This window comes from Nocardia sp. NPDC059691 (assembly GCF_042733915.1).
GTDB lineage: Bacteria > Actinomycetota > Actinomycetes > Mycobacteriales > Mycobacteriaceae > Nocardia > Nocardia sichangensis.
In genome coordinates, this window is record NZ_JBHWFB010000005.1 from 436,600 (window position 1) to 463,393 (window position 26,794).

The 26,794-nt window shown below is 67.9% G+C and carries 24 protein-coding genes; 23 read left to right on the forward strand and 1 reads right to left on the reverse strand.

The window, feature by feature from the left end:
- Positions 1-126: 126 nt before the first annotated feature.
- Entirely contained in the window at positions 127-1,047 is a 921-nt protein-coding gene (locus ACFV2O_RS14650; protein ID WP_379252163.1) for a DUF3105 domain-containing protein, read from the reverse strand.
- Between the two features lie 92 nt (positions 1,048-1,139).
- Between ACFV2O_RS14650 and argS the strand changes: the two genes are divergently transcribed.
- The 23 genes from argS (at position 1,140) to murA (ending at position 26,235) form a co-directional block, all read left to right on the forward strand.
- Positions 1,140-2,798 carry an arginine--tRNA ligase gene (argS, locus tag ACFV2O_RS14655; protein ID WP_379252164.1) on the forward strand — a complete coding sequence of 553 codons (1,659 nt, stop codon included), beginning with the start codon at positions 1,140-1,142 and terminating at the stop codon, positions 2,796-2,798.
- A gap of 61 nt (positions 2,799-2,859) precedes the next feature.
- Positions 2,860-4,281, forward strand: coding sequence for a diaminopimelate decarboxylase (gene lysA / locus ACFV2O_RS14660; RefSeq protein ID WP_379252165.1), 1,422 nt, complete (start codon positions 2,860-2,862; stop codon positions 4,279-4,281).
- A complete protein-coding gene (locus ACFV2O_RS14665; protein WP_379252166.1) occupies positions 4,278-5,633 on the forward strand; it encodes a homoserine dehydrogenase in 1,356 nt (451 codons plus the stop codon). The genes lysA and ACFV2O_RS14665 overlap by 4 nt, the downstream gene beginning before the upstream one ends.
- Before the next feature lie 23 nt (positions 5,634-5,656).
- The gene (gene thrC / locus ACFV2O_RS14670; protein WP_356969450.1) at positions 5,657-6,778 is read left to right on the forward strand and encodes a threonine synthase; all 1,122 of its coding nucleotides are present in this window, start codon (positions 5,657-5,659) and stop codon (positions 6,776-6,778) included.
- Positions 6,779-6,803: 25 nt separating this feature from the next.
- The gene (gene thrB / locus ACFV2O_RS14675) at positions 6,804-7,757 is read left to right on the forward strand and encodes a homoserine kinase (RefSeq protein WP_356969432.1); all 954 of its coding nucleotides are present in this window, start codon (positions 6,804-6,806) and stop codon (positions 7,755-7,757) included.
- A 328-nt stretch (positions 7,758-8,085) separates the two neighbouring features.
- Complete coding sequence (rho, locus tag ACFV2O_RS14680; RefSeq protein ID WP_379252167.1) at positions 8,086-10,149, forward strand: transcription termination factor Rho; 2,064 nt, start codon at positions 8,086-8,088, stop codon at positions 10,147-10,149.
- Between the two features lie 632 nt (positions 10,150-10,781).
- Positions 10,782-11,012 (forward strand): 50S ribosomal protein L31, encoded by a 231-nt coding sequence (gene rpmE, locus ACFV2O_RS14685; RefSeq protein WP_039796334.1) that lies wholly within the window; start codon positions 10,782-10,784, stop codon positions 11,010-11,012.
- Positions 11,013-11,093: 81 nt separating this feature from the next.
- Positions 11,094-12,164, forward strand: a complete 1,071-nt coding sequence (prfA, locus tag ACFV2O_RS14690) for a peptide chain release factor 1 (RefSeq protein ID WP_379252168.1) — start codon at positions 11,094-11,096, stop codon at positions 12,162-12,164.
- A gap of 25 nt (positions 12,165-12,189) precedes the next feature.
- Positions 12,190-13,068, forward strand: a complete 879-nt coding sequence (prmC, locus tag ACFV2O_RS14695; RefSeq protein WP_379252169.1) for a peptide chain release factor N(5)-glutamine methyltransferase — start codon at positions 12,190-12,192, stop codon at positions 13,066-13,068.
- A gap of 547 nt (positions 13,069-13,615) precedes the next feature.
- Positions 13,616-14,284, forward strand: a complete 669-nt coding sequence (locus ACFV2O_RS14700) for an L-threonylcarbamoyladenylate synthase (protein WP_355073699.1) — start codon at positions 13,616-13,618, stop codon at positions 14,282-14,284.
- Complete coding sequence (locus ACFV2O_RS14705; protein ID WP_355073701.1) at positions 14,281-15,438, forward strand: MraY family glycosyltransferase; 1,158 nt, start codon at positions 14,281-14,283, stop codon at positions 15,436-15,438. The genes ACFV2O_RS14700 and ACFV2O_RS14705 overlap by 4 nt, the downstream gene beginning before the upstream one ends.
- Positions 15,439-15,449: 11 nt before the next feature.
- A complete protein-coding gene (locus tag ACFV2O_RS14710) occupies positions 15,450-15,905 on the forward strand; it encodes a hypothetical protein (protein ID WP_355073702.1) in 456 nt (151 codons plus the stop codon).
- Between the two features lie 270 nt (positions 15,906-16,175).
- A complete protein-coding gene (gene atpB / locus ACFV2O_RS14715) occupies positions 16,176-17,024 on the forward strand; it encodes a F0F1 ATP synthase subunit A (protein WP_379252170.1) in 849 nt (282 codons plus the stop codon).
- Between the two features lie 78 nt (positions 17,025-17,102).
- Entirely contained in the window at positions 17,103-17,351 is a 249-nt protein-coding gene (locus tag ACFV2O_RS14720; RefSeq protein WP_039796339.1) for an ATP synthase F0 subunit C, read from the forward strand.
- Positions 17,352-17,356: 5 nt separating this feature from the next.
- Positions 17,357-17,917: a F0F1 ATP synthase subunit B gene (locus ACFV2O_RS14725; protein ID WP_355073706.1), complete on the forward strand. Its 561-nt coding sequence runs from the start codon at positions 17,357-17,359 to the stop codon at positions 17,915-17,917.
- Between the two features lie 19 nt (positions 17,918-17,936).
- On the forward strand, positions 17,937-18,746 hold the full coding sequence (locus ACFV2O_RS14730) for a F0F1 ATP synthase subunit delta (protein WP_355073707.1): 810 nt from the start codon (positions 17,937-17,939) through the stop codon (positions 18,744-18,746).
- A gap of 54 nt (positions 18,747-18,800) precedes the next feature.
- Positions 18,801-20,438: a F0F1 ATP synthase subunit alpha gene (gene atpA, locus ACFV2O_RS14735; RefSeq protein WP_379252171.1), complete on the forward strand. Its 1,638-nt coding sequence runs from the start codon at positions 18,801-18,803 to the stop codon at positions 20,436-20,438.
- 126 nt (positions 20,439-20,564) lie between these two features.
- On the forward strand, positions 20,565-21,536 hold the full coding sequence (locus ACFV2O_RS14740) for a F0F1 ATP synthase subunit gamma (protein ID WP_355073710.1): 972 nt from the start codon (positions 20,565-20,567) through the stop codon (positions 21,534-21,536).
- A gap of 79 nt (positions 21,537-21,615) precedes the next feature.
- Entirely contained in the window at positions 21,616-23,064 is a 1,449-nt protein-coding gene (atpD, locus tag ACFV2O_RS14745) for a F0F1 ATP synthase subunit beta (protein ID WP_355073712.1), read from the forward strand.
- A 6-nt stretch (positions 23,065-23,070) separates the two neighbouring features.
- The gene (locus ACFV2O_RS14750) at positions 23,071-23,448 is read left to right on the forward strand and encodes a F0F1 ATP synthase subunit epsilon (RefSeq protein WP_355073713.1); all 378 of its coding nucleotides are present in this window, start codon (positions 23,071-23,073) and stop codon (positions 23,446-23,448) included.
- 251 nt (positions 23,449-23,699) lie between these two features.
- Positions 23,700-24,122 carry a DUF2550 domain-containing protein gene (locus tag ACFV2O_RS14755; RefSeq protein WP_039796346.1) on the forward strand — a complete coding sequence of 141 codons (423 nt, stop codon included), beginning with the start codon at positions 23,700-23,702 and terminating at the stop codon, positions 24,120-24,122.
- 57 nt (positions 24,123-24,179) lie between these two features.
- Positions 24,180-24,761, forward strand: a complete 582-nt coding sequence (locus tag ACFV2O_RS14760; RefSeq protein WP_379252172.1) for a cob(I)yrinic acid a,c-diamide adenosyltransferase — start codon at positions 24,180-24,182, stop codon at positions 24,759-24,761.
- Positions 24,762-24,975: 214 nt separating this feature from the next.
- On the forward strand, positions 24,976-26,235 hold the full coding sequence (gene murA / locus ACFV2O_RS14765) for a UDP-N-acetylglucosamine 1-carboxyvinyltransferase (RefSeq protein ID WP_379252173.1): 1,260 nt from the start codon (positions 24,976-24,978) through the stop codon (positions 26,233-26,235).
- The last annotated feature ends 559 nt before the right edge of the window (positions 26,236-26,794 follow it).

Consider the following 26,794-nt stretch of genomic DNA (forward strand, 5'->3'; position numbering starts at 1 on the left):
ATCCGCGCGCCTTGCGACCGTCGGGTCCGATGGCGTCGTGAGTGCCGGACGCGGTGACTTCAGGAGCGCCGGAACCGGCGGATGCTTCGCGCCCCCCGGACTCGACGCCTCCCTGATCGCCGGACACTACTGCCCCGCGCCAGGAGCGGGCTGCGCGGGCGCGGGCTGCGCGGGCACCGGAGCGCCGGGCACACCGGGAAGTCCGGGAAGACCCGGCACGCCGGGCACGCCGGGCAGACCACCGGGCATGCCGCCGAGTTCGGTCTGGTCCTGCTGCAAGCCCTTGCCGTCCATCGGCACCGCGTCGGGTCCGGGCGGCGTTGGATCGAACGGCGGCGGGTTATCGGTGTCGAAGACGATCGTCGAGCAGTCCGCGCCGACCTCGGGATAGGTGTAGTTGTTCAGCCGCAGAGCTGTGATGAACTGGCCGACGCGCTTGTCGTCGGGGCTGTCCAGCTTCAACTGGTGCCCCCAGGACTGCAAGGAGACGGCGGAGTCGAGGCCGGGATAGGGCGACATCAACGTGTACGGCTTGCCCTCGACCTTCGCTTTCAGCGTCGCGATGCCGTCGGCGTTCACCTTGTCCGGGTTGTAGGTGATCCACACCGCGCCGTGCTCGAGCGAGTGCACCGCGTTCTCCACCCGGATCGGCTTGTTGTAGACCACGCCGGTGCAGGTCGCCCACGACTGGTCGTGCGGGCCGCCGAACGGCGGAGCCTGGTCGTAGGCCACGCGCTGGCTGGAGCTGATGTGCAGCCCGGCGGGGTATTCCTTCTTCACCACGCCCGCGATCCCGTCGGACGGGTCCTTCTTCTGCGCGCTCGGCGTGTACTTCTCCAGGTCGGCCTTCTCCCGGTACTTGGGGACCAGGCTGTAAGCAAGCGCGCCGATCAATGCGATGATTACTACGGCCGCGCCGATGGCCAACCAGGGAACCTGGCGATTCTTCTTCGGAAGCTGTCCTTGCCCGCCCCGCTTGCGGGGAGCCGACAACTTCGCCGCGGCCTTGGCGGCCTTGGCCGATTTGGCGCTGGGACTGCTAGGCATCGCTCAGTGTGCTCTTTCGACGTGGATGGATCCGCTGGCTGCGCAGTGCCCACCCGAGGTGCACACCCGCCAAGACCATAGGATAGAGACTCGTGACTCCAGCTGACCTTGCAGATCTCCTTCGCTCTACCGCGGCGAAGGTGCTTGTCGAACGTGGACTGGACCCCGCGGTCCTGCCCGACGAGGTCACCGTGGAGCGTCCCCGCAACCCCGAACACGGCGACTATGCCACGAATGTCGCGATGCAGGTGGCCAAGCGCGCCGGAACCAAGCCGCGTGATCTGGCCACCTGGCTGGCCGACGCGCTGGCCGCCGCCGACGGCGTCGCCGCCGCCGAGGTCGCCGGGCCCGGCTTCCTGAACATCCGCCTCGCGGCCTCCGCGCAGGGCGCGATCATCGAGCGGGTGCTCGCCGCGGGCGCCGCGTACGGCACCGCCGAGACGCTGAAGGGCACCCGGATCAACCTCGAGTTCGTCTCGGCCAACCCGACCGGTCCCGTGCATCTGGGCGGCACCCGGTGGGCCTCGGTCGGCGACGCGCTTGGCCGCATCCTGGCCGCGCAGGGCGCGGACGTGGTGCGCGAGTACTACTTCAACGACCACGGCGCGCAGATCGATCGGTTCGCCGCCTCGCTGGCCGCGGCCGCCACCGGCGCGCCGACCCCGGAGAACGGGTACGCGGGCGCCTACATCGGCGAGATCGCCGACAAGATCGTGGCCACCAACCCCGATGTGCTGGGCAAGCCGGAGGCCGAGCGCCTCGAGCTGTTCCGTGCCGAGGGCGTCGAGCTGATGTTCGCGCACATCAGGGAGTCGTTGCACGAATTCGGCACCGATTTCGACGTCTACTTCAACGAGAGCTCGCTGTTCGCCTCCGGCGCGGTCGAGCAGGCCGTGGAGCGGCTGAAGAACTCCGGCGACCTGTACGAGAAGGACGGCGCCTGGTGGATCGCCAGCTCGGAATACGGTGACGACCAGGACCGGGTGGTCATCAAGAGCGACGGCAAAGCCGCCTACATCGCGGGCGACATCGCCTACTTCCAGGACAAGCGGGCCCGTGGCTTCGACCTGTGCATCTACATGCTCGGCGCCGACCACCACGGTTACATCGGCAGGCTGAAGGCCGCCGCGGCCGCGTTCGGCGACGACCCGGCCACGGTCGAGGTGCTGATCGGGCAGATGGTGAACCTGCTGCGTGACGGCGTCGCGGTGAAGATGAGCAAGCGCGCTGGGACCGTGGTCACCCTCGACGACCTGGTCGAGGCGATCGGCGTGGACGCGGCGCGGTACTCGCTGGTGCGTTCGTCGGTGAACTCGAGCATCGACATCGATCTGAACCTGTGGGCCAGTCAGAGCAACGAGAACCCGGTCTACTACGTGCAGTACGCGCACGCGCGGACCGCGTCCATCGCGCGCAACGCCGCCGAGTTCGATTACGACTCCGTCGCCGCCGACCTCGCGCTGCTGTCGGCCGACGAGGAAGGCGAGCTGATCCGCACCCTCGGCGAATACCCGCGCGTGGTGAGCGGTGCGGCGAGCTTGCGCGAACCGCATCGGGTAGCCCGCTACCTGGAGGAACTGGCCGGCGCGTACCACCGTTTCCAGACCAACAAGAACCTGCGCGTCCTGCCGCTCGGCGACGACCCCGTCTCGCCGACGAACGCGGCCAGGCTCGCTCTGGTCAACGCCACGCGCCAGGTCTTGGCCAACGGCTTGGGCCTGCTCGGCGTCAGTGCGCCGGAGCGCATGTGACCGTCCGGTCGACCAGAGCGAGGAAGGAAGCGAAGTTGAGCGAGCGCAGCGAGGTGGAATTATGAGCGCGCATCCCGCCGGTCCCCGGCATGCCGAGATTCCGCATGCGCCGAATCTGCCTGAGCGACCGAGCGATCCGCGGCAGATGATCGACCTGCCCGCGCACGTCTGGCCGCGCAACGCGACCCGTGACGACGCGGGCGTGGTCCACCTGGCGGGCGTGCCGGTGTACGAGCTGGCCGAGCGGTTCGGCACCCCGCTGTTCGTGGTGGACGAGGACGACTTCCGTTCCCGCTGCCGCGACATGGTCCGCGCGTTCGGGGCGAACGCGCGAGTCCACTACGCGTCGAAGGCGTTCCTGTGCGGCGAGGTCGCCCGCTGGATCCGGGATGAGGGCCTCTCGCTGGACGTCTGCTCCGGCGGCGAACTCGCCGTCGCGTTGCACGCGGGCTTCCCCGCGGAGCGAATCGCCCTGCACGGCAACAACAAATCCGTCGCCGAGCTGGAAGCCGCGGTGTCCGCGGGCGTCGGCCACGTCGTGGTGGACTCGCTCATCGAGATCGAGCGCCTGGAGGCCGTCGCGAGCCGCGCGGGCCTGGTGCAGGACGTGCTGGTCCGGGTCACCGTCGGGGTGGAAGCACATACCCACGAATACATTTCGACCGCGCACGAGGACCAGAAGTTCGGCTTCTCGATCGCGGGCGGCGACGCGATGGAGGCGGTCGCGCGCGTCTTCGACGCCGACAATTTGCGCCTGGTCGGCCTGCACAGCCACATCGGCTCGCAGATCTTCGAGATCGACGGCTTCGAGATCGCCGCGCGGCGCATGCTCGGCCTGCTCCGCGAGGCCATCGACAAATTCGGCATCGAGCGCACCGCGCAGATCGCGACGCTGGATCTCGGTGGCGGACTTGGTATTTCGTATCTGCCGTCGGACGACCCGCCGCCGCTGGACCGGTTCGCGGCGAGCCTGCGCGAACTGGTCGCCGCCGAAGCCGAACGCGCGGGTCTGCCCACGCCGACGATCGCTGTCGAGCCCGGCCGCGCCATCGCTGGGCCCGGCACGGTGACGCTCTACGAGGTCGGCACCATCAAGGACGTCTCGCTGGACGGCGGTCTGCGCCGCCGGTACGTGAGTGTCGACGGCGGCATGAGCGACAACATCCGGCCCGCGCTGTATCAGGCCGACTACGACTGCCGTCTGGTCTCGCGGTCGTCGCAGGCCGGGCCGGTGGTCGCGCGCGTCGTCGGAAAGCATTGCGAGAGCGGCGATATCGTCATCCGCGACACCTGGATGCCCGCCGACGTCGGCCCCGGCGACCTGATCGCCGTCGCCGCCACCGGCGCGTACTGCTACTCGATGTCCAGCCGGTACAACCAGTTGACCCGGCCCGCGGTCGTCGCGGTGCGGGACGGACAGCCGCGTCTGATTCTGCGCCGGGAAACGGTGGCGGACCTGCTCAGCTTGGAGGTGGAAGCGTGACGGTCAACGCGAAGAACGGCGTGTGGGGGACCGATCGCCCGATCGGGGTGGCGGTCCTCGGCATGGGCAATGTGGGTACCGAGGTCGTGCGCATCCTGCGCGAGCACACCGAGGACCTGCGTTCCCGTGTCGGCGCGCCGGTGGTGCTCCGCGGGGTGGCCGTGCGCAGTCTCGCCACCGACCGCGGCATCCCCGCGGACCTGCTGACCACCGACGCGGACGCCCTGGTCGCCCGCGATGATGTCGACCTGGTGGTGGAGGTGATCGGCGGCATCGATCCGCCGCGCCGGTTGATCCTGGCCGCGCTGAACGCGGGCAAATCCGTGGTGACCGCGAACAAGGCGCTGCTGGCCGACTACACCGGCGAGCTCGCCGCCGCGGCCGAAGCCAGTCGCGCCGACCTGTACTTCGAGGCCGCCGTCGCGGGCGCCATCCCCGTGGTGCGCCCGCTGATCCAGTCGCTGGCGGGCGACCGGGTGAACCGGGTCGTCGGCATCGTCAACGGCACCACCAACTTCATCCTCTCCGCGATGGACGAGACCGGCGCCGACTACTCGCAGACGCTGGCCGAGGCCACCCGGCTGGGCTACGCCGAGGCCGACCCGACCGCCGACGTGGAGGGCTACGACGCCGCGGCCAAGGCCGCGATCCTCGCCTCGCTGGCGTTCCACACCCGGGTCACCGCCGCCGATGTCTACCGCGAGGGCATCTCGCGGATCACCGCCGAGGATCTGGAAACCGCCTCCGCGCTCGACTGCACGGTCAAACTGCTGGCCATCTGCGAGCGGGTGGACGCGGGTCCCGGCGAGCCCGGACCGGAGGACGGCGGCAAAGAGCGCGTCTCGGTGCGCGTCTACCCGGCGCTCATCCCCCGCAAGCACCCGCTGGCCGCGGTGACCGGTGCGTTCAACGCGGTGGTCGTCGAGGCGGAGAACGCCGGGCGGCTGATGTTCTACGGGCAGGGCGCGGGCGGCGCTCCGACCGCGTCGGCCGTACTCGGCGATCTGGTGATGGCGGCACGGAACAAGTTCTATGGGGGTCGCGCTCCCGGCGAATCGGTTTATGCTGAGCTACCGATCGCGCCGATCGGCGATACGCCCACCCGCTATCACGTGAACCTGCAAGTCGAGGACCGTCCTGGAGTCCTGGCCGCGGTGGCGGGCGAATTCGCCAAACACGGGGTGAGCATTTCGACCGTCCGTCAAGAAGGGCACGGCTCGGGTGCGCGCCTGGTCGTGGTGACCCACCACGCCGTGGAGTCGGCGCTCGCGGACACCGTGGCCGCACTGGCGGGAATGGCATCCGTCACATCCGTGACCAGCGTTCTGAGATTGGAAGGCACCGAAGAATGACCACAGCGTCGCGCAGCGACTCCATGAGGGGCGGCGGCCGGGAGACGGGCGGGCACACGACCGGCGTCGCGCCACAGGCAGGGGTGCACTCCCGCTGGCCGGGCCTGATCGCGGCCTACCGCGACCGGCTCGCCGGCGCGGCCGACTGGGAGCCGGTCACGCTGTACGAGGGCGGAACGCCGCTGGTGCCCGCGCCGCACCTGTCCGAGATCACCGGTTGCGAGGTCTACCTGAAGGTCGAGGGCCTGAACCCGACCGGCTCGTTCAAAGACCGCGGCATGACGATGGCGATGACCGACGCCAAGTACCGTGGCCAGAAGGCGGTGCTGTGCGCGTCCACCGGCAACACTTCGGCATCCGCCGCGGCGTATGCCACCCGCGCGGGCATGAGCTGCGCCGTGCTGATTCCGCAGGGCAAGATCGCGATGGGCAAGCTGGCCCAGGCCGTGATGCTCGGCGCGAAGATCATCCAGGTGCAGGGCAACTTCGACGACTGCCTCGAACTCGCCCGCAAGGTCACCGCTGACTTCCCCAGTATCGGACTGGTGAACTCGGTGAACCCGGCCCGCATCGAGGGCCAGAAGACAGCGTCCTTCGAGATCTGCGACGTGCTCGGCAAGGCCCCCGACGTGCACGCCCTTCCCGTTGGCAACGCGGGCAACATCACCGCCTACTGGCGTGGCTACCGGGAGTACTACGCCGACGGCGTCACCGGCGGGCTGCCGCGCATGCTCGGCGTGCAGGCCGCTGGCGCGGCCCCGCTGGTCAACGGCGCCCCGGTGAAGGATCCCGAGACCATCGCCACCGCGATCCGGATCGGCGCGCCCGCCTCCTGGAACGGCGCGGTCGAGGCCAAGGAGCAGTCCGGCGGCGCTTTCCGCGCCGCCACCGACGAGGAGATCCTCGACGCGTACCGCCTGGTCGCGGCGACCGAGGGCGTGTTCGTCGAGCCCGCGTCGGCGGCCAGCGTGGCCGGTGTGCTCGCCGCACGCAAGGAGGGCTGGCTGGATGCCGGGCTCACCGTGGTGTGCACCGTGACCGGCAACGGTCTCAAGGACCCCGACACCGCGCTGTCGGGCATGCCCAAGGTGCAGCCGATCTCGGTCGATCCGGTCGCGGTCGCCGCCGAATTAGAGCTGGCCTGAGTTGAATTCGCGCGACAGCCAGGTCATGAGCGCGACGCTGCCCGCCGGTCTGACCGTGACCGCCCGGGTGCCCGCGTCCACCGCGAACCTCGGTCCCGGGTTCGACTCGCTGGGTATGGCATTGGGGATCTACGACGAAATCCAGGTGCGCACTACCGATTCCGGGCTCACCATCCGGGTCGAGGGTGAGGGCGCCGACGATGTGCCTTGGGGCCCTTCGCATCTCGTGGTCCGCGCGATCGAGCGCGGCCTGGAGTCGGCCGGGGTGTGGGCCGACGGCCTCGATGTGGTGTGCCGCAACGTGATTCCGCATTCGCGCGGCCTCGGGTCCTCGGCCTCGGCGGTGGTCGGCGGACTTGCCGCCGGGTGCGCCCTCGCCGCGAAGCTGGACTCGGCGCCGGCCACGCCTGCCGACCGATTGGTGCAGCTGGCAGCGGAATTCGAGGGGCATCCGGACAACGCGGCGGCCAGCGTGCTCGGCGGGATCGTGGTCTCGTGGACCGAGAGCGATCGCCCCGCCGACGAGGCCCCGGGCACGGAATACCACGGTCGCGTCTACCGCGCGGTGCGGCTGGAGGCGCATTCGGCACTGCGCCCGGTCGTGCTGATCCCGGAGGAGCGCTCGTCCACGGCGCACACCCGCGGCCTGCTGCCCGACGTCGTGCCGCACGGCGACGCGGCGTTCAACGTCAGCCGCGCCGCGCTGGCCGTGGTGGCGCTCACCCAGCGTCCCGACCTGCTGCTGCCCGCCACCGCGGACCGCCTGCACCAGGCCCAGCGTGCGCCCGCGCTACCGCTGACCACCGCCTGGATCACGCGCCTGCGCACGGCGGGCATCGCGGCCACCGTCTCCGGGGCGGGACCGACCATCCTGGCCCTGGGGACCAGCGAATTTCCCGCGGAACTCCGCGAACTGGCGGCAGCCGACGGCCTGCGCGTAGTGGAGCCGGGAATCGCCGAAGGCGTCCTGATCGACTGACGGCGAGTCTGTCTTGCCGAGATTCGCAATGGACAGCTATTCTGGGCAGGTCCGTACATCGTGCGCATCAGACGCCGGTGCTTCATCAGGGCAATCGCTCCAGCAGGCTCCAGGCTCGAGCCTCCAGGCCATGGGGGTGCTGCGTAGCTGCGCAACTGGAATGATCTCTCCCCACCTTTCACCAATGGTGGAGAAGCCGCCGGTCCGGCGGGGCAGGTGATACGGCACACAGCGCCCGGACGGACGCATCCCAGTCCGGCAGAATGCCCGGGCTGCGGGACGAACCCTCGAAACAGCACACGGCGATCGAGGGAAGGAAAGGATTTCCGTGACAGATACGGACCTGCTCGCGACACCCGGCGTGGAATCGAACCCGACGGGCGAGCGCGATAGTGAATCCGGACAGATTTCGAAGATGAGCGAACACACCGACGTCGCACGATCGGGGCTGACTGGAATGTTGTTGCCGCAGTTGCGTGCGCTCGCGGGGGAGCTCGGTATCCGAGGCACCTCCGGGATGCGCAAGGGCGATCTGATCGCCGCCATCAAGGAAAATCAGGCCGCGGGCAAGGCGGCGAAGGCGGAGAAGCCCGCCAAGAGCGAGGCCAAGTCCGCGGCAACCGCGAAGGCCGGTGCGCCCGCGAAGACCGCCGCTCCCGCTGAGCAGGCGCCGGCCAAGGCCGAGCAGGCGACCCTCGACGTGACGCCCGCGGCTTCGGCCGCGCCCAGCGAGGCTCCCGCCCCGGCGAAGACGGCCCCCGCCGATTCCGCGCCCGCCGCCGAGGCGGCGTCGTCCACGGCGACCGAGACCACCGAGGAGTCCGGCCGAGACAGCGGCCAGCGTGGCCGCGGTCGGCAGCGGCGCGGCCGTGACCAGGCGCGATCCGCGACCGATACCGCGCAGGCCGAGACGCGTACCGAGGAACCGAAGCAGGACGCCGAGCAAGGTGGCGAGCGCCGCCGCGACCGCGGCCAAAGCGACCGTGGCCAGGGCGAGCGTGGCCAGGGTGAGCGGCAGAGCGACCGTGGCCAAAGCGACCGTGGCCAGGGTGAGCGGCAGAGCGACCGCGGCCAGGGCGAGCGTGGCCAGCAGAGCCAGAACGGCAGCGCGGGTGGCCGCGGCGGCGACGACGAAGAGGGCGGTCGCGGACGGCGCGGACGCCGCTTCCGGGAGCGTCGTCGTGGGCGCGACCGCGACGGCGGCGGCGGTGGCGGCGAGACCCGCGAGCTCGAGATCCGCGAGGACGACGTCCTCCAGCCGGTCGCGGGCATCCTCGACGTGCTGGACAACTACGCCTTCGTCCGCACCTCGGGTTACCTGGCCGGGCCGAACGACGTCTACGTGTCGATGAACCTGGTCCGCAAGAACGGCCTGCGCCGCGGTGACGCGATCACCGGCGCGGTGCGCGCCCCCCGCGACGGCGAACAGTCCAACCAGCGCCAGAAGTTCGATCCGCTGGTGCGGCTGGACACGGTCAACGGCGGCGACGTCGAGGCGGCCAAGCGCCGTCCCGAATTCGGCAAGCTCACCCCGCTGTACCCGAACCAGCGCCTGCGGCTGGAGACCCAGCAGAACAAGCTGACCACCCGCGTGATCGACCTGATCATGCCGATCGGCAAGGGCCAGCGCGCCCTGATCGTGTCGCCGCCGAAGGCCGGTAAGACCACGATCCTGCAGGACATCGCGAACGCGATCGCGACCAACAACCCCGAGTGCTACCTGATGGTGGTGCTGGTCGACGAGCGTCCGGAAGAGGTCACCGACATGCAGCGCTCGGTGAAGGGCGAGGTCATCGCCTCGACCTTCGACCGTCCGCCGTCGGATCACACCTCGGTCGCCGAACTCGCCATCGAGCGCGCCAAGCGCCTGGTGGAGATGGGCAAGGACGTCGTCGTGCTGCTCGACTCGATCACCCGGCTCGGGCGCGCGTACAACAACTCCTCGCCCGCCTCGGGCCGAATCCTGTCCGGTGGTGTGGATTCCACCGCGCTGTACCCGCCCAAGCGGTTCCTCGGCGCGGCCCGCAACATCGAGAACGGCGGCTCGCTGACGATCATCGCCACCGCCATGGTGGAGACCGGTTCGACCGGTGACACGGTGATCTTCGAGGAGTTCAAGGGCACCGGTAACGCCGAGCTCAAGCTGGACCGCAAGATCGCGGAGCGGCGGGTGTTCCCGGCGGTGGACGTCAACCCGTCCGGTACCCGCAAGGACGAGCTACTGCTCAGCCCCGACGAGGCGGGGGTATTGCACAAGCTGCGCCGCGTACTGTCCGGCCTGGACTCGCACCAGGCGATCGATCTGCTGATCGACCGTCTGAAGAAGTCCAAGAACAATCTCGAGTTCTTGATGCAGGTGAGCAAGACCGCGCCGGGCGCGCTCGACGAGTGAGTAGCGGCGCCAGGTCGGCGCCGTGACAACGGCCGAAAGGGTCCCGCTGATGCGGGACCCTTTCGGCGTCTGGGGAGCGAAGAATACGAGGCCGACCGTGGCCGCGCCGCCGATGAGGAGAGCGATGATCAGCGCGCAGGGCCCGGCGTCGGGATCGGGGGCGGCGGATTCCGAGGTGTGGACGTACACGGCGTTCTTCGGCGCGGGATAGTTCGGGTTCGCGGGGAGCGCGGATACGCCGACGGCCACCGAGAGAAACAGCAGAACGAAAATCGCGGCCGCGATCCGGACGTTCACGGGGTCTCCTTCCTGTCTCGGCACGCCGATGTGCACCAGGTCTGCCACTCTATGAACGAATTCGTTCACATTCGTGAGTAGCGGACTACCCGACTTCAGGGTCCAGGAGGTGGCGCGGATTCGCGTGCCCGGACTTCCGGGGGCGCGAACGATGGGGGAGTACCTGGGGTGGGAACAAACCACTCGCCAGGGGCGTTTTGGGAGCGTAACGGCAGTTCTGGCATACTGAACGGTCGTTGCGTCTGCTCAGGTGAGCAGAGCTCCCGCCTAGTCGGTTCCGGTTCACGCTTCGCGTTCGCGCGGGCGACCCGGCGACCACAATCGAGAGGACATCCATGAAGGCAGGAATTCACCCGACGTATGTCGACACCACGGTCGTCTGTGGTTGCGGCAACACCTTCCAGACTCGCAGCACCAAGGAGTCGGGACACATCACCGTCGAGGTCTGCTCGCAGTGCCACCCGTTCTACACCGGCAAGCAGAAGATCCTGGACACCGGTGGCCGCGTGGCCCGCTTCGAGGCTCGTTACGGCAAGCGTGCCGGCAAGAAGGCCGACGCCAAGTAGCTTCCTCGCCGACGCCCGGTCCTGCCCCGCAGGCCGGGCGTCGGTGTTTTGTATGGACAGCTACCAGGAGAAGGAAGCACTGTGACGCAACCGTCCGCCATCGACGACATTCTGGCCGAGTACGCCGGCTTGGAGACGCAGCTGGCCGATCCGTCGCTGCACAACGATGCGGGCGCCGCGCGTCGGGTCGGCAAGCGATTCGCCGAGCTGGCCCCGGTCATGGCCACCTATCGCAAGCTCGAGACGGCCCGCGGCGACTTGTCCGCCGCGCGGGAACTCGCCGCCGACGACTCCACGTTCGCCGCGGAGGTCCCGGATCTGGAACGACAGGTCGAGGAACTGGAACAGGCCCTCGCCGACCTGCTGGCCCCGCGCGACCCGCACGACGGCGACGACGTCGTGCTCGAGGTCAAGTCCGGCGAAGGCGGCGAGGAGTCCGCGTTGTTCGCCGCCGACCTGGCCCGCATGTACGTGCGGTATGCCGAGCGCCACGGCTGGAAGGTCGAGATCCTCGACGCCGCCCTGTCCGACCTGGGCGGATACAAAGAGGCGACGCTGTCGATCAAGAGCCGCGACGCGGCGCGCGACGGTGTCTGGTCGCGATTCAAGTTCGAGGGCGGTGTGCACCGGGTGCAGCGCGTCCCGGTGACCGAATCGCAGGGCCGTATCCACACCTCGGCGGCGGGCGTGCTGATCTACCCGGAACCCGACGAGATCGAAGAAGTGCAGATCGACGAGTCCGATCTCCGCGTCGACGTGTACCGCTCCTCCGGCAAGGGTGGTCAGGGCGTCAACACCACCGACTCCGCGGTGCGCATCACCCACCTGCCTTCCGGCATCGTGGTCACCTGCCAGAACGAGCGTTCCCAGCTGCAGAACAAGGCGCGCGCCATGCAGGTCCTCGCGGCGCGTTTGCAGGCACTGGCGGAAGAACAGGCCGATCAGGAGGCCGCGGCGGGCCGCGCCAGCCAGATCCGCACGGTGGACCGCTCCGAGCGCATCCGCACCTACAACTTCCCGGAGAACCGGATCACCGACCATCGGATCGGCTTCAAGGCGCACAACCTCGACGCCGTGCTGGACGGGGAACTCGACGCGCTGCTCGACGCTCTGGGGAAGGCGGATCGCGAAGCGCGTATGGCCGCGGAATGATCGTCGTTCGGGCAGAGTCGGTGTCATGTCCACGAGCCGAGTAGCGCTGCGCCCCGTCATCAACGACGCCATCGAGACGTTACGGACCGCCGGGGTGCACAGCCCGCGGGCCGACGCCGAACATCTCGCCGCGCACGTCCTCGGCGTGGAGCGGACCAGGCTGGTGCTGACGCCGCTCGTCCCGCCCGGCAAGTTGGACGAGTACCGCGAGCTGGTCGCCCGCCGGGCACGGCGAATCCCGTTGCAGCACTTGACCGGAACCGCCGTGATGGGTGCGCTCGATCTCGCGGTGGGCCCCGGCGTCTTCGTGCCGCGCCCGGAGACCGAGTTGCTGTACGCCTGGGCGCTGGCGCAGTTGGAGGCGCTGCCGCACGATCACACGCCGATCGTCGTCGACCTGTGCACCGGATCGGGCGCGCTCGCGCTGGCCCTCGCGCACGCGCGCCCCGACGCCGAAGTGCACGCCGTGGAACTCGATCCCGCCGCGCAGGTCTGGGCCCGGCGCAACGCCGACGACCGGATCGCCGCGGGCGATACCCCGATCACCCTCTACGCCGACGACGCCACCGATCCCGGCCTGCTCACCGATCTGAACGGCCGGGTGGACATCGTCGTGTCCAACCCGCCCTACATCCCGGAGGGCGCAGGTCTCGACCCCGAAGTGGCCGAGCACGATCCGTCCGTCGCCTTGTTCGGCGGCCCGGACGGATTGTCGGTGATACGCGGCATGATCCCGAACATCACCCGGCTGCTGCGCCCAGGCGGCGCCACCGCCATCGAGCACGACGACACCAACGGCTCCGGCGTAGCCGCCCTCCTCACCGCCACCGGCGCCTTCACCGACGTCGTCGAACACCCCGACCTGGCAGGCAAACCCCGCTTCGTCGCCGCAACGCATACATGAGCAGGTCCTCTGCACGGCCTCCGGCGCCGTTGCGCACCGAATCCGTGTGGTCCTTTCCCTGCGCCTGTGCTGCCGACCAAGCCCATTCCGCTGATGGTCGCGTCCTCTGACGACCGCACCGCCGGATGAAGCAACACGACGACGCCTGCACGACTGCGTGGCGGCATCGCATGAACTGGTTGCGCGGGGCGTCGCGCGACCGGTCGCTGGGCCGAGGAACAGACGCGACACAGCGGCGCGGCCTCCGCGCGGCACTGCGCAACCGAACAACGGCGGGGGGTGCTCGAGACGATGGCGTGCGGTGCGGCGGAGTACGGATCCAGGCATGGTTCCGAGCCGCAAAGGCCGCATCGAGGATGCTCCCGACGCGCGGCGACAGCCGCCGCATCCCACGTGACGACAGGTTTCGTACGCACATGGGTAACTCGCCGGGCACGCCCAGAACTCGCTCGGCACCCGACGCGAGACCTGAACGCAACTCTCGTTTCACCCCACTAGTACGGCCTGAGTTCTCGGAGAGGCGGCCCAGCATGCCAGGATGGTTGCCGTGAGTACCGTCTACGACTGCGCGGATCCCGACTCGCGCGCCGCGGGACTGTCCGCAGCCACCAGCGCCCTGAAATCCGGACGTCTGGTCGTGCTGCCCACCGACACCCTGTACGGGCTGGGCGCCGACGCGTTCGATTCGACCGCGGTGAGCTCGTTGCTCGCGGCCAAGCGCCGCGGCAGGGACATGCCGGTGCCGGTGCTCGTCGGTTCCTGGCACACCATCGACGGCCTGGTGTTCTCGGTGCGCCCACAGGCGCGCGAGCTGATCCGGGCGTTCTGGCCCGGCGGTCTGAGTCTGGTTGTGCAGCAAGCGCCTTCGCTCGCGTGGGATCTCGGCGACACCCGCGGGACGGTGATGTTGCGGATGCCGCTGCACCCGGTCGCGCTCGAACTGTTGCGCGAGGTCGGCCCGCTGGCGGTGTCCAGCGCCAACGTGTCGGGGCAGCCGCCGGCGAAGACCGCCGCCGAGGCACGCGATCAACTCGGCGATCTGGTCGGCGTCTATCTGGACGGCGGCCCGGCCGAACACGCGGTCGCCTCCACCATCGTCGACCTGACCGCTGATCAGCCGCGCATCCTGCGCGTGGGCGCGGTGCCCGTCGCCGACATCGCCGAGGTGCTCGGCATGTCGCCGGAAGCGCTCAGCGGCGCCGCGCAGCTCGGATGATGGGTTCGAGCGCCGTCGTCCCGCTCCGGGAGCTGCTCGTCGTGCTGCTCATCTCCGCGGTGGTGACGTTCCTGGCCACCGGTGGGGTGCGGGTGCTGGCGATCGGCTTCGGCGCGGTGGCCGTGCCGCGTGACCGGGACGTGCACGTCAAGCCGATTCCGCGGATGGGCGGCGTCGGCATGTACATCGGTGTGGTCGCCGCGGTGCTGTTCGCCCACCAGCTGCCCGCGCTGCGCAGCGGCTTCGACTACAAACCCAACATCCCGATCGCCGTGCTGGTGGCTGCCACGATCATCGTGCTGGTCGGCATCGTCGACGACCGCTGGGGACTCGACGCGCTGACGAAGTTCGCGGGCCAGGTGACGGCGGCGGGCGTGATGGCCGTCATGGGATTGGGCTGGTATGTGATCTACAACCCGTTCAGCAACACCACGGTGGTGCTGGACGGATTGCAGGGCGGGCTCGTTACGGTCGCGGTCACCGTCACCCTGGTCAACGCCATGAACTTCGTCGACGGCTTGGACGGCCTCGCGGCGGGCTTGGGACTGATCGCCGCGCTGGCGGTTTTCGTGTTCTGCCTCGGTCTGATGAACGAGCAGGGCGGCTCGGTCGACACCTACCCGCCCGCGTTGCTTGCCGCCGCGCTCGCGGGTGGCTGCCTCGGATTCCTGCCGCACAATTTCCAGCCCGCGCGCATATTCATGGGCGACTCCGGTTCGATGTTGATCGGATTGATGCTGGCCGCGGTCTCGACCGGCGCCTCGGGGCGAATCCCGCTGCAGGGATACGGTCCGCGCGACATCGTCGGTCTGCTTTCTCCGCTGTTGCTGGTCGGCGCGGTGATGTTCATTCCGGTGCTGGACCTGTTGCTCGCCATTGTGCGACGGGTTCGCGCGGGCGTCAGTTTCTCGACGCCGGACAAAATGCACTTGCATCATCGCTTGCTGCAGATCGGCCATTCCCATCGCCGCGTGGTGTTGTTGATCTATTTGTGGGTCGGTGTGCTCGCGTTCGGCGCGGTCGGCACCTCGCTGATGGATCGCAGGCTGGTCGTATTGCTGATGGCGGGCGGGCTGGTTTTCGCTTTGGTGATCACCGCTATTCCGGGGCTGCGGCGTGGGGACCCGGCGGGCGACGGATCGGCGTCCGGGTAAAGTCGGCGACTGTGAGCTTCACACCCGAACCCGTCCCCGGCCCCGACGCGCCGCTGCGGTCCGCGCTGCGCTACGGACTGATCGGCTTGGGCGTGCTGGTGGTCCTGTCGGTCGCGCTGGGTGCGGCCGTCTCGGGTGTCGCCGGCGTGTGGGGCGCGGTGCTCGGCGCCGCGATCGGCGGCGGTTTCATCCTCACCACCGCGGCCGTGGTGCTGTTCGGCGCGAAACTGCCGCCGAGCACCGCGGGCCTGGTCATGCTGGTCAGCTGGGTGGGGAAGGTCCTGGTGGCGCTGATCGTCGTCGGGATCCTGCACCGATTCGACTTCTACGACCGGGTCGTGTTGTTCCTCACCGTGGTCGGCGCGCTGGTGATCGTGCTCGGTGCGGAGACGTACGGCGTTGTCCGGCAGAAGGTTCCGTACGTGACGACGACCGACTCGGAACCCACGTCCGATACCCGCCAGTAACGAAAACCCCCCACCCCCTACACGCTGTCGTAGATGACTTGGTAAAGTGTTGGTAAGCAAGCGACCAAGTCGGGGATCAGTGAGGGGTCACCGCCGAGATCCCCTGCATGGGCCGCTATGCTTACTGCCGTGCCGGGCTCCGAGGGGTGTTCCGGTTCTGCATGTCGACGAATGTCGCCGACACACGTACAGACGCCTGGTGGATTTCGAACCACCGCACAGCTGCTGACGAACTTCGAGCCGACCTGAGTCGACCCAAATTGATCGTCAATGTCCGATCGAACCGCGGGAATGACCGTACCCGCGGCCCGAACACGGGAGAGAACGCTGAGCGTCACCACTCTGGCGGCCGAGTTCCACGCGCCGTCGCTTACCGACTTCTTCCCTCCAGCTGTGCTGTTCGAGGGAACGCCGTTCGAACTCGATCGATTGATGCTGATCCGCATTCTGATGACGGCTGTTCTCTCGGTCGTGATGGTGCTGGCATTCCGCTCGCCCCGGATCGTTCCGCGCGGCCTGCAGAATGTCGCCGAAATCGGCCTGGTCTTCGTCAAAGAGCAGATCTGCGACGAGGTCCTCGGCAAGGAAACGGGACGGAAGTTCTTCCCGCTGATCGCGACGATCTTCTTCACGGTCCTCTTTCTGAACTTCTCGGGTGTCGTTCCGGGGTTGAACATCTCGTCGAACGCCCGAATCGGCATGCCGCTGGTGCTGGCCGTCATCGCGTACCTGGCGTTCAACTACGTCGGTATCAGGAAGTACGGCTTCTTCAACTACATGCGCAGCAGCATCGTCGTTCCGAACGTTCCCCCCGCACTGCATGTGCTGCTGATTCCGATCGAGTTCGTCTCGACCTTCATCCTGCGTCCGTTCACGCTGACCGTCCGACTCATGGCGAACATGCTGGCCGGCCACATCATGCTGGTGCTGTTCTTCAGCGCGACCTGGTTCTTCCTGTTCGACGCCACCTCGTGGATGAAGGTGTTCTCGCCGTTCTCGCTGCTCGCGGGACTCGGATTCACGCTCTTCGAGCTGTTGGTCATCTTCCTGCAGGCCTACGTGTTTGCGCTGCTGACCGCCGTATACATCGGACTCGCACAGCACGCGGCCGATCACTGACCTGACCGACACAACTACCGGAAACCTGCTACACCACGCCGACCGGCGGGTGAGCAACAGAAAGGGAATGGAAGACTCATGAGCCTCGCTTACCTGGCCCAGGAAGCCGCCACGAACGAGAGCACCTTCAAGGGCCTGGGCGCCGTCGGCTACGGTCTCGCCGCGATCGGCCCCGGCATCGGCGTCGGCATCGTCGTCGGCAAGGCCATCGAGGGCATCGCGCGTCAGCCTGAGCTGCAGGGCACCATCCGCACCAACATGTTCCTCGGTATCGCGTTCACCGAGGCCCTCGCCCTTATCGGTCTCGTCGCCGGCTTCATTTTCTGATTCCGATGTACGAGTCAGTTTTGCTCGCGGCGGCGGAGGGAGAGGATGTGAATCCTCTCATCCCCGAAACGTACGACATCGTCTGGTCGATCGTCTGCGTCGTCATCATCGCGGCCCTGTTCTACAAGTACGTGGTCCCGCGCCTGATGAAGACGCTCGACGAGCGCTCGGACAAGATCGAAGGCGGCATCGCTCGCGCGGAAGCCGCGCAGGAAGAAGCTCAGCTCACCCTGCAGCAGTACCAGCAGCAGCTGGCCGAGGCCCGGCTCGAGGCCGCGCGCATCCGGGAGGACGCGCGCACCCAGGGCCAGGAGATTCTCGCGCAGATGCGCTCGGAGGCCCAGGCCGAAGCCGATCGCATCATCGCGGCGGGCCACACGCAGCTGGAAGCACAGCGCCAGCAGATCCTGACGGAGCTGCGCCACGAGGTCGGCCGCACGGCCGTCGACCTGGCCGAGAAGATCATCGGGCAGTCGGTTTCGGACGAGGCCAAGCAGGCCGCCTCGATCGACCGGTTCCTCGACGAGCTCGACCAGACCGACGCAGGCATCGGGGTCGGAAGGTAACGACGCGAAAGTGAGAAGCATGTACGCAGCGAGCCGCGAGGCCAGTGCCCGGTCTCGGGAGGCGCTTCGGGCCGCTCTGACCGGAAGCGACAGTGCTGCGGCCACGACGGGCTCGGAACTGTTCGCCGTTGTCGCCGTGCTGGACGACCAGCGTTCGCTGCGTGTGGCGCTCGCGGACGTGTCGGTGCCGGGTTCCGTGCGCGCGGAACTGTGCGAGCGGGTCTTCGGCGGCAAGGTCAGCGCTGCCACGCTGGCAGTGCTGACCACCGCGGTGGCCCAGGACTGGTCGCGCACCTCCGACCTGGTGGACACCCTGGTGCTGCTCGGCCAGGAGGCGTTGCTGGAGTCGGCGGCCCAGCGTGGCCGGCTCGAAGCGGTGGAGGACGAGCTGTTCCGGCTCGGCCGGATCATCAGCGACAACCCCGAGTTGGAGCAGGCACTGTCGGATCGGTCGCAGCAGGCCTCGGCCAAGAGCGAGCTGGTCAACCGGCTGCTCGCCGGTAAGACGGAGCCCATCACCCTGACCCTGGCGGAGCAGGTGGTGACCAGGCAGCGGTCGGGCATCAGCGCCGCCTTCGACGAGCTGGCCGACCTCGCGGCGGCGCGTCGCGATCAGATCGTCGCGCACGTGCGCGCCGCGATCGGGCTCAGCGAGCAGCAGCGCGACCGGCTGGCCGCGTCGCTGCGGCGCATCTACGGCAAGGCGACCACGGTGCACATCCAGGTCGACCCGAGTCTGCTGAGCGGAGTCGTGGTGCGCGTCGGTGACGACGTGATCGACGGCAGCGCACTCGGCCGACTGGAGAAGCTGCGCCGGGCCCTGACCTAGCGCGCTTCCACCACCCCCGACATTCCAGACCCAGACAGCGAGAGCAGGAAGAACATGGCGGAGCTGACGATCTCCTCCGACGAGATCCGTAGCGCGATCGAGAGCTACACCAAGAGCTACACCCCCGAGACCTCCATCGAAGAAGTCGGTGTGGTCACCGACACCAGTGACGGCATCGCGCACGTCAGCGGCCTGCCTTCGGCAATGGCCAACGAGCTGCTCGAGTTCCCGGGCGGCGTGCTCGGCGTCGCGCTGAACCTCGAGGACCGTGAGATCGGTGCGGTCATCCTCGGCGAGTTCGCCGAGATCGAGGAGGGCCAGGAGGTCCGCAGGACCGGTGACGTGCTCTCGGTTCCGGTCGGCGACAAGTTCCTCGGCCGCGTGGTGAACCCGCTGGGCCAGCCGATCGACGGCCTCGGCGAGATCGAGTCCGAGGAACAGCGCGTGCTCGAGCTGCAGGCCGCGACCGTGCTGGAGCGCCAGCCGGTCGAGGAGCCGCTGGCCACCGGCATCACCGCGATCGACGCGCTGACCGCCATCGGCCGTGGCCAGCGTCAGCTGATCATCGGCGACCGCAAGACCGGCAAGACCGCGGTCTGCATCGACGCGATCCTGAACCAGAAGGCCAACTGGGAGACCGGCGACCCGACCAAGCAGGTGCGCTGCATCTACGTAGCCATCGGCCAGAAGGGCTCCACCATCGCGGGCGTCAAGGCCGCGCTGGAGCAGCACGGCGCGCTGGAGTACACCACCATCGTCGCCGCCCCGGCCTCCGACTCCGCCGGCTTCAAGTGGCTGGCCCCCTACACCGGTTCGGCCATCGGCCAGCACTGGATGTACCAGGGCAAGCACGTGCTCATCGTGTTCGACGACCTGACCAAGCAGGCCGAGGCGTACCGCGCCATCTCGCTGCTGCTGCGTCGCCCGCCGGGCCGCGAGGCCTACCCGGGTGACGTCTTCTACCTGCACTCCCGGCTGCTGGAGCGTTGCGCGAAGCTGTCCGACGAGCTGGGCGCGGGCTCGATGACCGGTCTGCCGATCATCGAGACCAAGGCCAACGACATCTCGGCGTTCATCCCGACCAACGTCATCTCCATCACCGATGGTCAGGTCTTCCTCGAGTCCGACCTGTTCAACAAGGGTGTCCGCCCGGCGATCAACGTCGGTACCTCGGTCTCCCGCGTCGGTGGCGCCGCCCAGACCAAGGGCATGAAGAAGGTGGCCGGTTCGCTGCGCCTCGAGCTGGCGCAGTACCGCGAGCTGGAGGCGTTCTCCGCCTTCGCCTCCGACCTGGACGCGGCCTCGCTGGCTCAGCTCGAGCGCGGCGCCCGCTGGGTCGAGCTGCTCAAGCAGGACCAGTACTCGCCGGTGCCGGTCGAGGATCAGATCATCTCGATCTACCTGGTCGACCGTGGCCACTTCGACTCGATCCCGGTCGCGGACATCCGCCGCTTCAACGCCGAACTGCTCGAGGAGCTGCACCGCAGCGCCGCCGACGTGTTCAAGGCGATCGAGGGCGGCAAGGTGCTCGCCGGCGAGGCGGCCGAGCAGGTCGAGGCGGCGACCAAGAAGTTCTTGGGAACCTTCCTCACCTCCGATGGCACGCCCGTGGTCAACGAGGCCGAAGCCGGCCAGCTCGACCACGAAGAGGTCGAGTCGCTGTCGGTGACCCGCAAGCACGTCGAGAAGTAACGCGGGTCGGCAAATGCGCTATTCGATCCGCGGCATGCGCGACGGGCACGAGGGTGGCAGCGACCACCTCGTGCCCGGCGGATGCCGCCAATCCCACGCAGCGAATGAAGGGAGTGTGAACCGCTGATGGCAAGCTTGCGTGAATTGCGCTCCCGCATTCGTGGTGTGAATTCGATCAAGAAGATCACCAAGGCCCAAGAGCTGATCGCGACCTCGCGCATCTCCAAGGCTCAGGCCAGGGTCGCGGCCGCGAAGCCGTACGCGGAGGAGATCACCAAGGTCCTCAGCGAGCTGGCGAGCGCGTCGAAGAACCTTTCGCATCCGCTGCTGACCGAGCGCGCCAACCCGCGCCGGGCGGCCGTGCTGGTGATCACCAGTGACAGCGGCATGTGCGGTGGCTACAACTCGAACGTGCTCAAGCGCGCGGAAGAGCTGATGACCACCTTGCGTGACGAAGGCAAAGAGCCGGTGCTCTACGTCATGGGCAACAAGGGCCTGACGTACTACGCCTTCCGCAATCGCTCGTACGTGTCGGCGTGGACCGGGTTCTCGCAGCAGCCGAAGTACTCCGATGCTTCGTCCGCGTGCCACCACCTGGTCGACGCCTTCATGGCGGGCTCCGACGGGGCGGTGCCCGCTCCGAACGGGACGGGTGACATCGCCGGTGTCGACGAGCTGCACGTCGTGTACACCCGCTTCGTCTCGATGCTGACGCAGACCCCTGAGGTGCGCCGGTTGGCGCCGATCCAGGTGAGCTACGTCGACGAGAACTTCGACCTGGGTGAGGACATCGTGTCGGATTCACCGACCGCGGACGTCCACGCGCAGTACGAATTCGAGCCCGACGCCGATGTGCTGCTGGCGGCGCTGCTGCCCAAGTACGTCAACACGCGCATCTACGCGTCGTTGCTCGAGGCAGCGGCATCCGAGTCAGCGGCTCGGCGCACCGCAATGAAGGCCGCCACCGACAACGCCAACGAACTCGCGAGCGTGCTCCAGCGCGAGGCGAACTCGGTGCGCCAAGCCCAGATCACGCAGGAAATCAGCGAAATCGTCGGCGGCGTGAACGCGCTGGCGTCGAGCTCGGACCGCGACTGAGCGCCACCCGCGGCCTGAGCGACGGGCACGTAGAAGGCCCCTCGAAGGCCGCACATCGACACGGAGAGAACCAACACCAATGACCGCAGCTGTCACTCAAGACAACACGAGCCGGACCGGCGGCGCCGCAGGCCGCGTCGTCCGGGTCATCGGCCCCGTCGTGGACGTCGAGTTCCCGCGCGGAGCCATTCCCGAGCTGTTCAACGCTCTGCACGCCGAGATCACCCTGACCTCGGTGGCCAAGACCCTGACCCTCGAGGTCGCCCAGCACCTCGGCGACAACATCGTGCGCACCATCTCGATGCAGCCGACCGACGGCCTGGTCCGCGGTGCCACCGTCACCGACACCGGCAAGCCGATCTCGGTGCCGGTCGGTGACGTGGTCAAGGGCCACGTCTTCAACGCCCTCGGCGACTGCCTGGACACCCCCGGCCTCGGCCGCGAGGGCGAGCAGTGGGGCATCCACCGCAAGCCGCCGTCGTTCGACCAGCTCGAGGGCAAGACCGAGATCCTGGAGACGGGCATCAAGGTCATCGACCTGCTCACCCCGTACGTGAAGGGCGGCAAGATCGGTCTGTTCGGTGGCGCCGGTGTCGGCAAGACCGTTCTGATCCAGGAGATGATCACCCGTATCGCGCGGGAATTCTCCGGCACCTCGGTGTTCGCCGGCGTCGGCGAGCGCACCCGTGAGGGCACCGACCTGCGCCTGGAGATGGAGGAGATGGGCGTCCTCCAGGACACCGCCCTCGTCTTCGGACAGATGGACGAGCCGCCGGGCACCCGTATGCGCGTCGCGCTCTCGGCCCTGACCATGGCCGAGTACTTCCGCGACGTGCAGCACCAGGACGTGCTGCTGTTCATCGACAACATCTTCCGGTTCACCCAGGCCGGTTCCGAGGTGTCGACCCTGCTCGGCCGCATGCCCTCCGCCGTCGGTTACCAGCCCACGCTGGCCGACGAGATGGGTGAGCTGCAGGAGCGCATCACCTCGACCCGTGGTCGGTCGATCACCTCGCTGCAGGCCATCTACGTGCCCGCCGACGACTACACCGACCCGGCTCCGGCGACCACCTTCGCCCACCTCGACGCGACCACCGAGCTCTCCCGCCCGATCTCGCAGAAGGGCATCTACCCGGCCGTCGACCCGCTGACCTCGACCTCCCGCATCCTGGAGGCCTCGATCGTCGGCGACCGGCACTTCCGGGTGGCCAACGAGGTGAAGCGGATCCTGCAGAAGTACAAGGAACTGCAGGACATCATCGCCATCCTCGGTATGGACGAGCTGTCCGAAGAGGACAAGGTGCTCGTCGGCCGCGCCCGTCGTCTGGAGAAGTTCCTCGGCCAGAACTTCATCGTGGCCGAGAAGTTCACCGGTCAGGTGGGTTCGGTCGTGCCGCTCGAGCAGACCATCGACGACTTCGACCGCGTCTGCAAGGGTGAGTTCGACAACTACCCGGAGCAGGCCTTCAACAGCTGCGGTGGTCTCGACGATGTCGAGGCGGCCGCGAAGAAGATCCTCGGAAAGTAGTCACCGATGGCGGAAATGTCAGTCGATCTCGTCGCGGTCGAACGACTGCTCTGGTCCGGCCAGGCGACGTTCGTCAGCGCGCAGACCACCGAGGGCCAGATCGGCATCATGGCCGGGCACGAGCCGTTGCTCGGCCAGCTGGTCGAGGGCGGCACCGTGGCGATCGTGGACACCGATGGTCAGCGGGTCGTCGCCGCGGTGCACGGCGGCTTCTTCTCGGTGACCGCGAACTCGGTTCGGGTGCTCGCCGAGTCGGCGGAATTCGCCGACGAGGTGGACGTCGAGGAGGCCCGCCGGGTGCTGGCCGACTCCGACGCCAGCGAGGAGCAGCAGCGAGCCGCTCAGGCTCGGGTGCGCGCGGTCGAGCAGAACGCGAACGCCTAGCAACAACCTGTCATCGAGAACGATCGCTGTCGGCGGTGAAGCTTCCTTCACCGCCGACAGCGTCTTTCAGGCGAGTCGGACACGGCCGGGGCATTTGTAAACTCGGGGCCGTGATTGAATGACCGCACGCGGTGTCAGCATCGGGCTCGGGGCGAAAGCCCGCGAAACCACGAGAAGCTGGTACACCGCCAATCGAATGCCGTGGACGACACGGCGGCGGAGCGAAGGGACGTACGGCATTGCAAACCGGGATGGTTCTCCTGATCATTCTGGTGCTAACGCTCGTGTTCCTCGCCTTGGCCTCGACTTACCGCCTGATCATGTTGCGGCGCGGCGGAACTGCCGCGATCCTGCGCGTACTGCCCGCCCGCGGCGGTCAGGGGTGGCGGCACGGCCTGATCCGCTATGACGAGGATCGTCTCGTCTTCTTCAAACTCACCAGCCTGAAACTCGGCCCGGATTCCACCATCCGGCGTCAGGGCATCGAGATCGGCGATCGCCGCGGCCCCCGTGGCGACGAATACGACATCATGACCGACGACATCGCAGTGATCGCGGTGTCCGACCGCGCGGGCGACTTCGAGTTGGCGCTGGATCGCGACTCTTTGACCGCCTTCCTCTCCTGGGTGGAATCCCGCCCCTCCGATCGCACCCGGCGGATGCCGGGGCTGTAGTTCCCGGTCCGACGGCTATCGGCGGCCCGACCAGGCCGCGCCCGTTAGGGTTGTGCTGTGAGCGTGCATTTGACCCGGATCTACACGCGGACCGGCGATGACGGGACCACGGGATTGAGCGACTTCTCCCGGGTCGCGAAGACCGACCCACGCCTGGTCGCCTACGCCGACTGCGACGAGACGAACGCCGCCATCGGCGTCGCGATCGCCCTCGGCGGCCCGGACGAAACGATGCTCGCGGTGCTGCGACAGATACAGAACGATCTGTTCGACGCCGGGGCCGACCTCTCCACCCCGGTGGTCGCGGAGCCGAAGTACCCGCCGCTGCGGGTCACCCAGCCGTACATCGATCGGCTCGAAGCGTGGTGCGACGAGTTCAACGCCGGACTGCCTGCGCTCGATTCGTTCATCCTGCCCGGCGGTACCGCGCTGGCGGCCCTGCTGCACACCGCGCGTACGGTCGCCCGCCGTGCGGAGCGCTCGGCCTGGGCGGCGATCGAGTCCCATCCGGAGGAGACCAACGCGCTGCCGGCCAAGTACCTCAATCGCCTCTCGGATCTGCTGTTCATCCTGAGCCGGGTCGCCAATCCCGGCGGCGATATCCTGTGGAAGCCCGGCGGGAAACGGCCGGGCGTCTGATCGCGTAGCACCCGAGGCGAGTACCCGAGCGATCACTGGGTATTGCCGGCAAGGTGACGAGACCACCTCGTCGATCGCAGTACGCCCATCCCGCGGCACTCGCTCCAACGGCGAAAACGTCCGGAGGCGAGGGGAGTCGTGGAGAGGCGGCACCGTAGTGCGCCGCCCCAACTATCCTTGCACCAACAGTGCGCCGAATACGCGGAGAGGCGGCATGGAACGGTTTTTGGTTACCGGCGGAAATCGACTCGTCGGTGAGGTCACGGTGGGGGGCGCCAAGAACAGCGTCCTCAAACTGATGGCCGCTGCGCTGCTGGCCGAGGGCACCACCACGATCACGAACTGCCCGGACATCCTCGACGTGCCGCTGATGGGTGATGTCCTACGCGGTCTCGGCTGCGACGTGACCATCGACGGCGGAGTGGTCGCCATCACCACGCCCGCCGAACCGAAGTATCACGCGGACTTCCCCGCGGTGACCCAGTTCCGCGCGTCGGTGTGCGTGCTCGGTCCGCTGATGGCGCGGTGCAAGCGCGCCGTCGTGGCGCTGCCCGGCGGTGACGCCATCGGCTCCCGCCCGCTGGACATGCACCAGGCCGGTCTGCGCCTACTCGGCGCGACCAGCGAGATCGAGCACGGTTGTGTGGTAGCCAAGGCCGACGAATTGCAGGGTGCGCGCATCCGCCTGGATTTCCCCTCGGTCGGCGCGACCGAGAACATCCTCATGGCGGCGGTGCTCGCCGACGGAGAGACGGTGATCGACAACGCCGCGCGCGAGCCCGACATCGTCGACCTGTGCAACATGCTCGTCCGGATGGGCGCGCGGATCAGCGGCGCGGGCACGTCGGTGCTCACCATCCAGGGGGTCGAACGGCTCGAGCCCACCACGCACCGCGTCATCGGGGACCGCATCGTCGCCGCGACTTGGGGCATCGCCGCGTCGATGACGCTGGGCGACATCCGCGTCACCGGCGTGAATCCCAAGCACCTGTCGCTGGTGCTGGACAAGCTGCGGTCCGCGGGTGCGCGCATTTCGTTCGAGCAGGACGGCTTCCGGGTGGTCCAGGCGGAGCGTCCGCGCGCCGTGAATTTCTCGACCCTGCCGTTCCCCGGTTTCCCGACAGACTTGCAGCCGATGGCCATCGGGCTCGCGTCGATCGCGGACGGGACCTCGATGATCACCGAGAACATCTTCGAGGCGCGCTTCCGGTTCGTGGAGGAGATGATCCGGCTCGGCGCCGACGCGCGCACCGATGGGCACCACGCGGTGGTCCGTGGGATCCCGCGGTTGTCGAGCGCTCCGGTGTGGTCGTCGGATATTCGAGCCGGCGCGGGTCTGGTGCTGGCGGGCTTGGTCGCCGACGGGACCACCGAAGTGCACGACGTCTTCCACATTGATCGCGGATATCCGAATTTCGTCGAGCAGCTGCAGGCCCTCGGTGGCGAGGTAAGGCGCGTCGGCGTCGTGGATTGAGTGCCGCGGCGTTCGGGTCGGTGGCGAGTTACCGAAAGCGTTCCGGAAAATGCGTGCTGACCAGGCGATTTGACATGGTGCACGCAGACACGTAACTTATTCCAAGTCAGAGCGACACGGACACCGACCCGGAGCCGAGAAGCTGAGCGGAAACGCTGAGCGGGAGGCCAGGGAAACGAGGTAGGACGAGGAGCGCCTGACGGTCACACTAGCTCGAACGAGACCTCAGTTTGCAACTGGGTTCACGGCTGAGCTAAGCTGGAAAAGTTGCTTCACCGATCAATCGGCTCAAACCGGGCGATGGTGTGTGCGTGTGTTCTTTGAGAACTCAATAGTGTGTCGATGAATGTCAGTGCCAATTATTTTTTGGTTCCGGCCTTTTCACTCCCCGTGTGGAGGGTCGGGCATTTTTAGTCAGCTAATTTCCGGCTGGCGATTGTTTTGCTGGGTTTTCGGACTCTAGTTTAGATATTTCTGATTCACCTTCGGGTGTTTCGTGAGTCTTCAACGGAGAGTTTGATCCTGGCTCAGGACGAACGCTGGCGGCGTGCTTAACACA

What these genes read in the sequence shown, in the direction of transcription:
- ACFV2O_RS14740 (WP_355073710.1), top strand. Translation starts at nt 20,565, where the DNA reads ATGGCAAGCTTGCGTGAATTGCGCTCCCGCATTCGTGGTGTGAATTCG.
- thrC (WP_356969450.1), top strand. Translation starts at nt 5,657, where the DNA reads ATGAGGGGCGGCGGCCGGGAGACGGGCGGGCACACGACCGGCGTCGCG.
- ACFV2O_RS14755 (WP_039796346.1), top strand. Translation starts at nt 23,700, where the DNA reads ATGGTTCTCCTGATCATTCTGGTGCTAACGCTCGTGTTCCTCGCCTTG.
- ACFV2O_RS14750 (WP_355073713.1), top strand. Translation starts at nt 23,071, where the DNA reads ATGGCGGAAATGTCAGTCGATCTCGTCGCGGTCGAACGACTGCTCTGG.
- ACFV2O_RS14725 (WP_355073706.1), top strand. Translation starts at nt 17,357, where the DNA reads ATGTACGAGTCAGTTTTGCTCGCGGCGGCGGAGGGAGAGGATGTGAAT.
- thrB (WP_356969432.1), top strand. Translation starts at nt 6,804, where the DNA reads ATGAGCGCGACGCTGCCCGCCGGTCTGACCGTGACCGCCCGGGTGCCC.
- murA (WP_379252173.1), top strand. Translation starts at nt 24,976, where the DNA reads ATGGAACGGTTTTTGGTTACCGGCGGAAATCGACTCGTCGGTGAGGTC.
- prmC (WP_379252169.1), top strand. Translation starts at nt 12,190, where the DNA reads ATGTCCACGAGCCGAGTAGCGCTGCGCCCCGTCATCAACGACGCCATC.
- ACFV2O_RS14650 (WP_379252163.1), bottom strand. Translation starts at nt 1,047, where the DNA reads ATGCCTAGCAGTCCCAGCGCCAAATCGGCCAAGGCCGCCAAGGCCGCG.
- rpmE (WP_039796334.1), top strand. Translation starts at nt 10,782, where the DNA reads ATGAAGGCAGGAATTCACCCGACGTATGTCGACACCACGGTCGTCTGT.
- ACFV2O_RS14730 (WP_355073707.1), top strand. Translation starts at nt 17,937, where the DNA reads ATGTACGCAGCGAGCCGCGAGGCCAGTGCCCGGTCTCGGGAGGCGCTT.
- atpB (WP_379252170.1), top strand. Translation starts at nt 16,176, where the DNA reads ATGTCCGATCGAACCGCGGGAATGACCGTACCCGCGGCCCGAACACGG.
- atpA (WP_379252171.1), top strand. Translation starts at nt 18,801, where the DNA reads ATGGCGGAGCTGACGATCTCCTCCGACGAGATCCGTAGCGCGATCGAG.
- ACFV2O_RS14720 (WP_039796339.1), top strand. Translation starts at nt 17,103, where the DNA reads ATGAGCCTCGCTTACCTGGCCCAGGAAGCCGCCACGAACGAGAGCACC.
- ACFV2O_RS14705 (WP_355073701.1), top strand. Translation starts at nt 14,281, where the DNA reads ATGATGGGTTCGAGCGCCGTCGTCCCGCTCCGGGAGCTGCTCGTCGTG.
- atpD (WP_355073712.1), top strand. Translation starts at nt 21,616, where the DNA reads ATGACCGCAGCTGTCACTCAAGACAACACGAGCCGGACCGGCGGCGCC.
- lysA (WP_379252165.1), top strand. Translation starts at nt 2,860, where the DNA reads ATGAGCGCGCATCCCGCCGGTCCCCGGCATGCCGAGATTCCGCATGCG.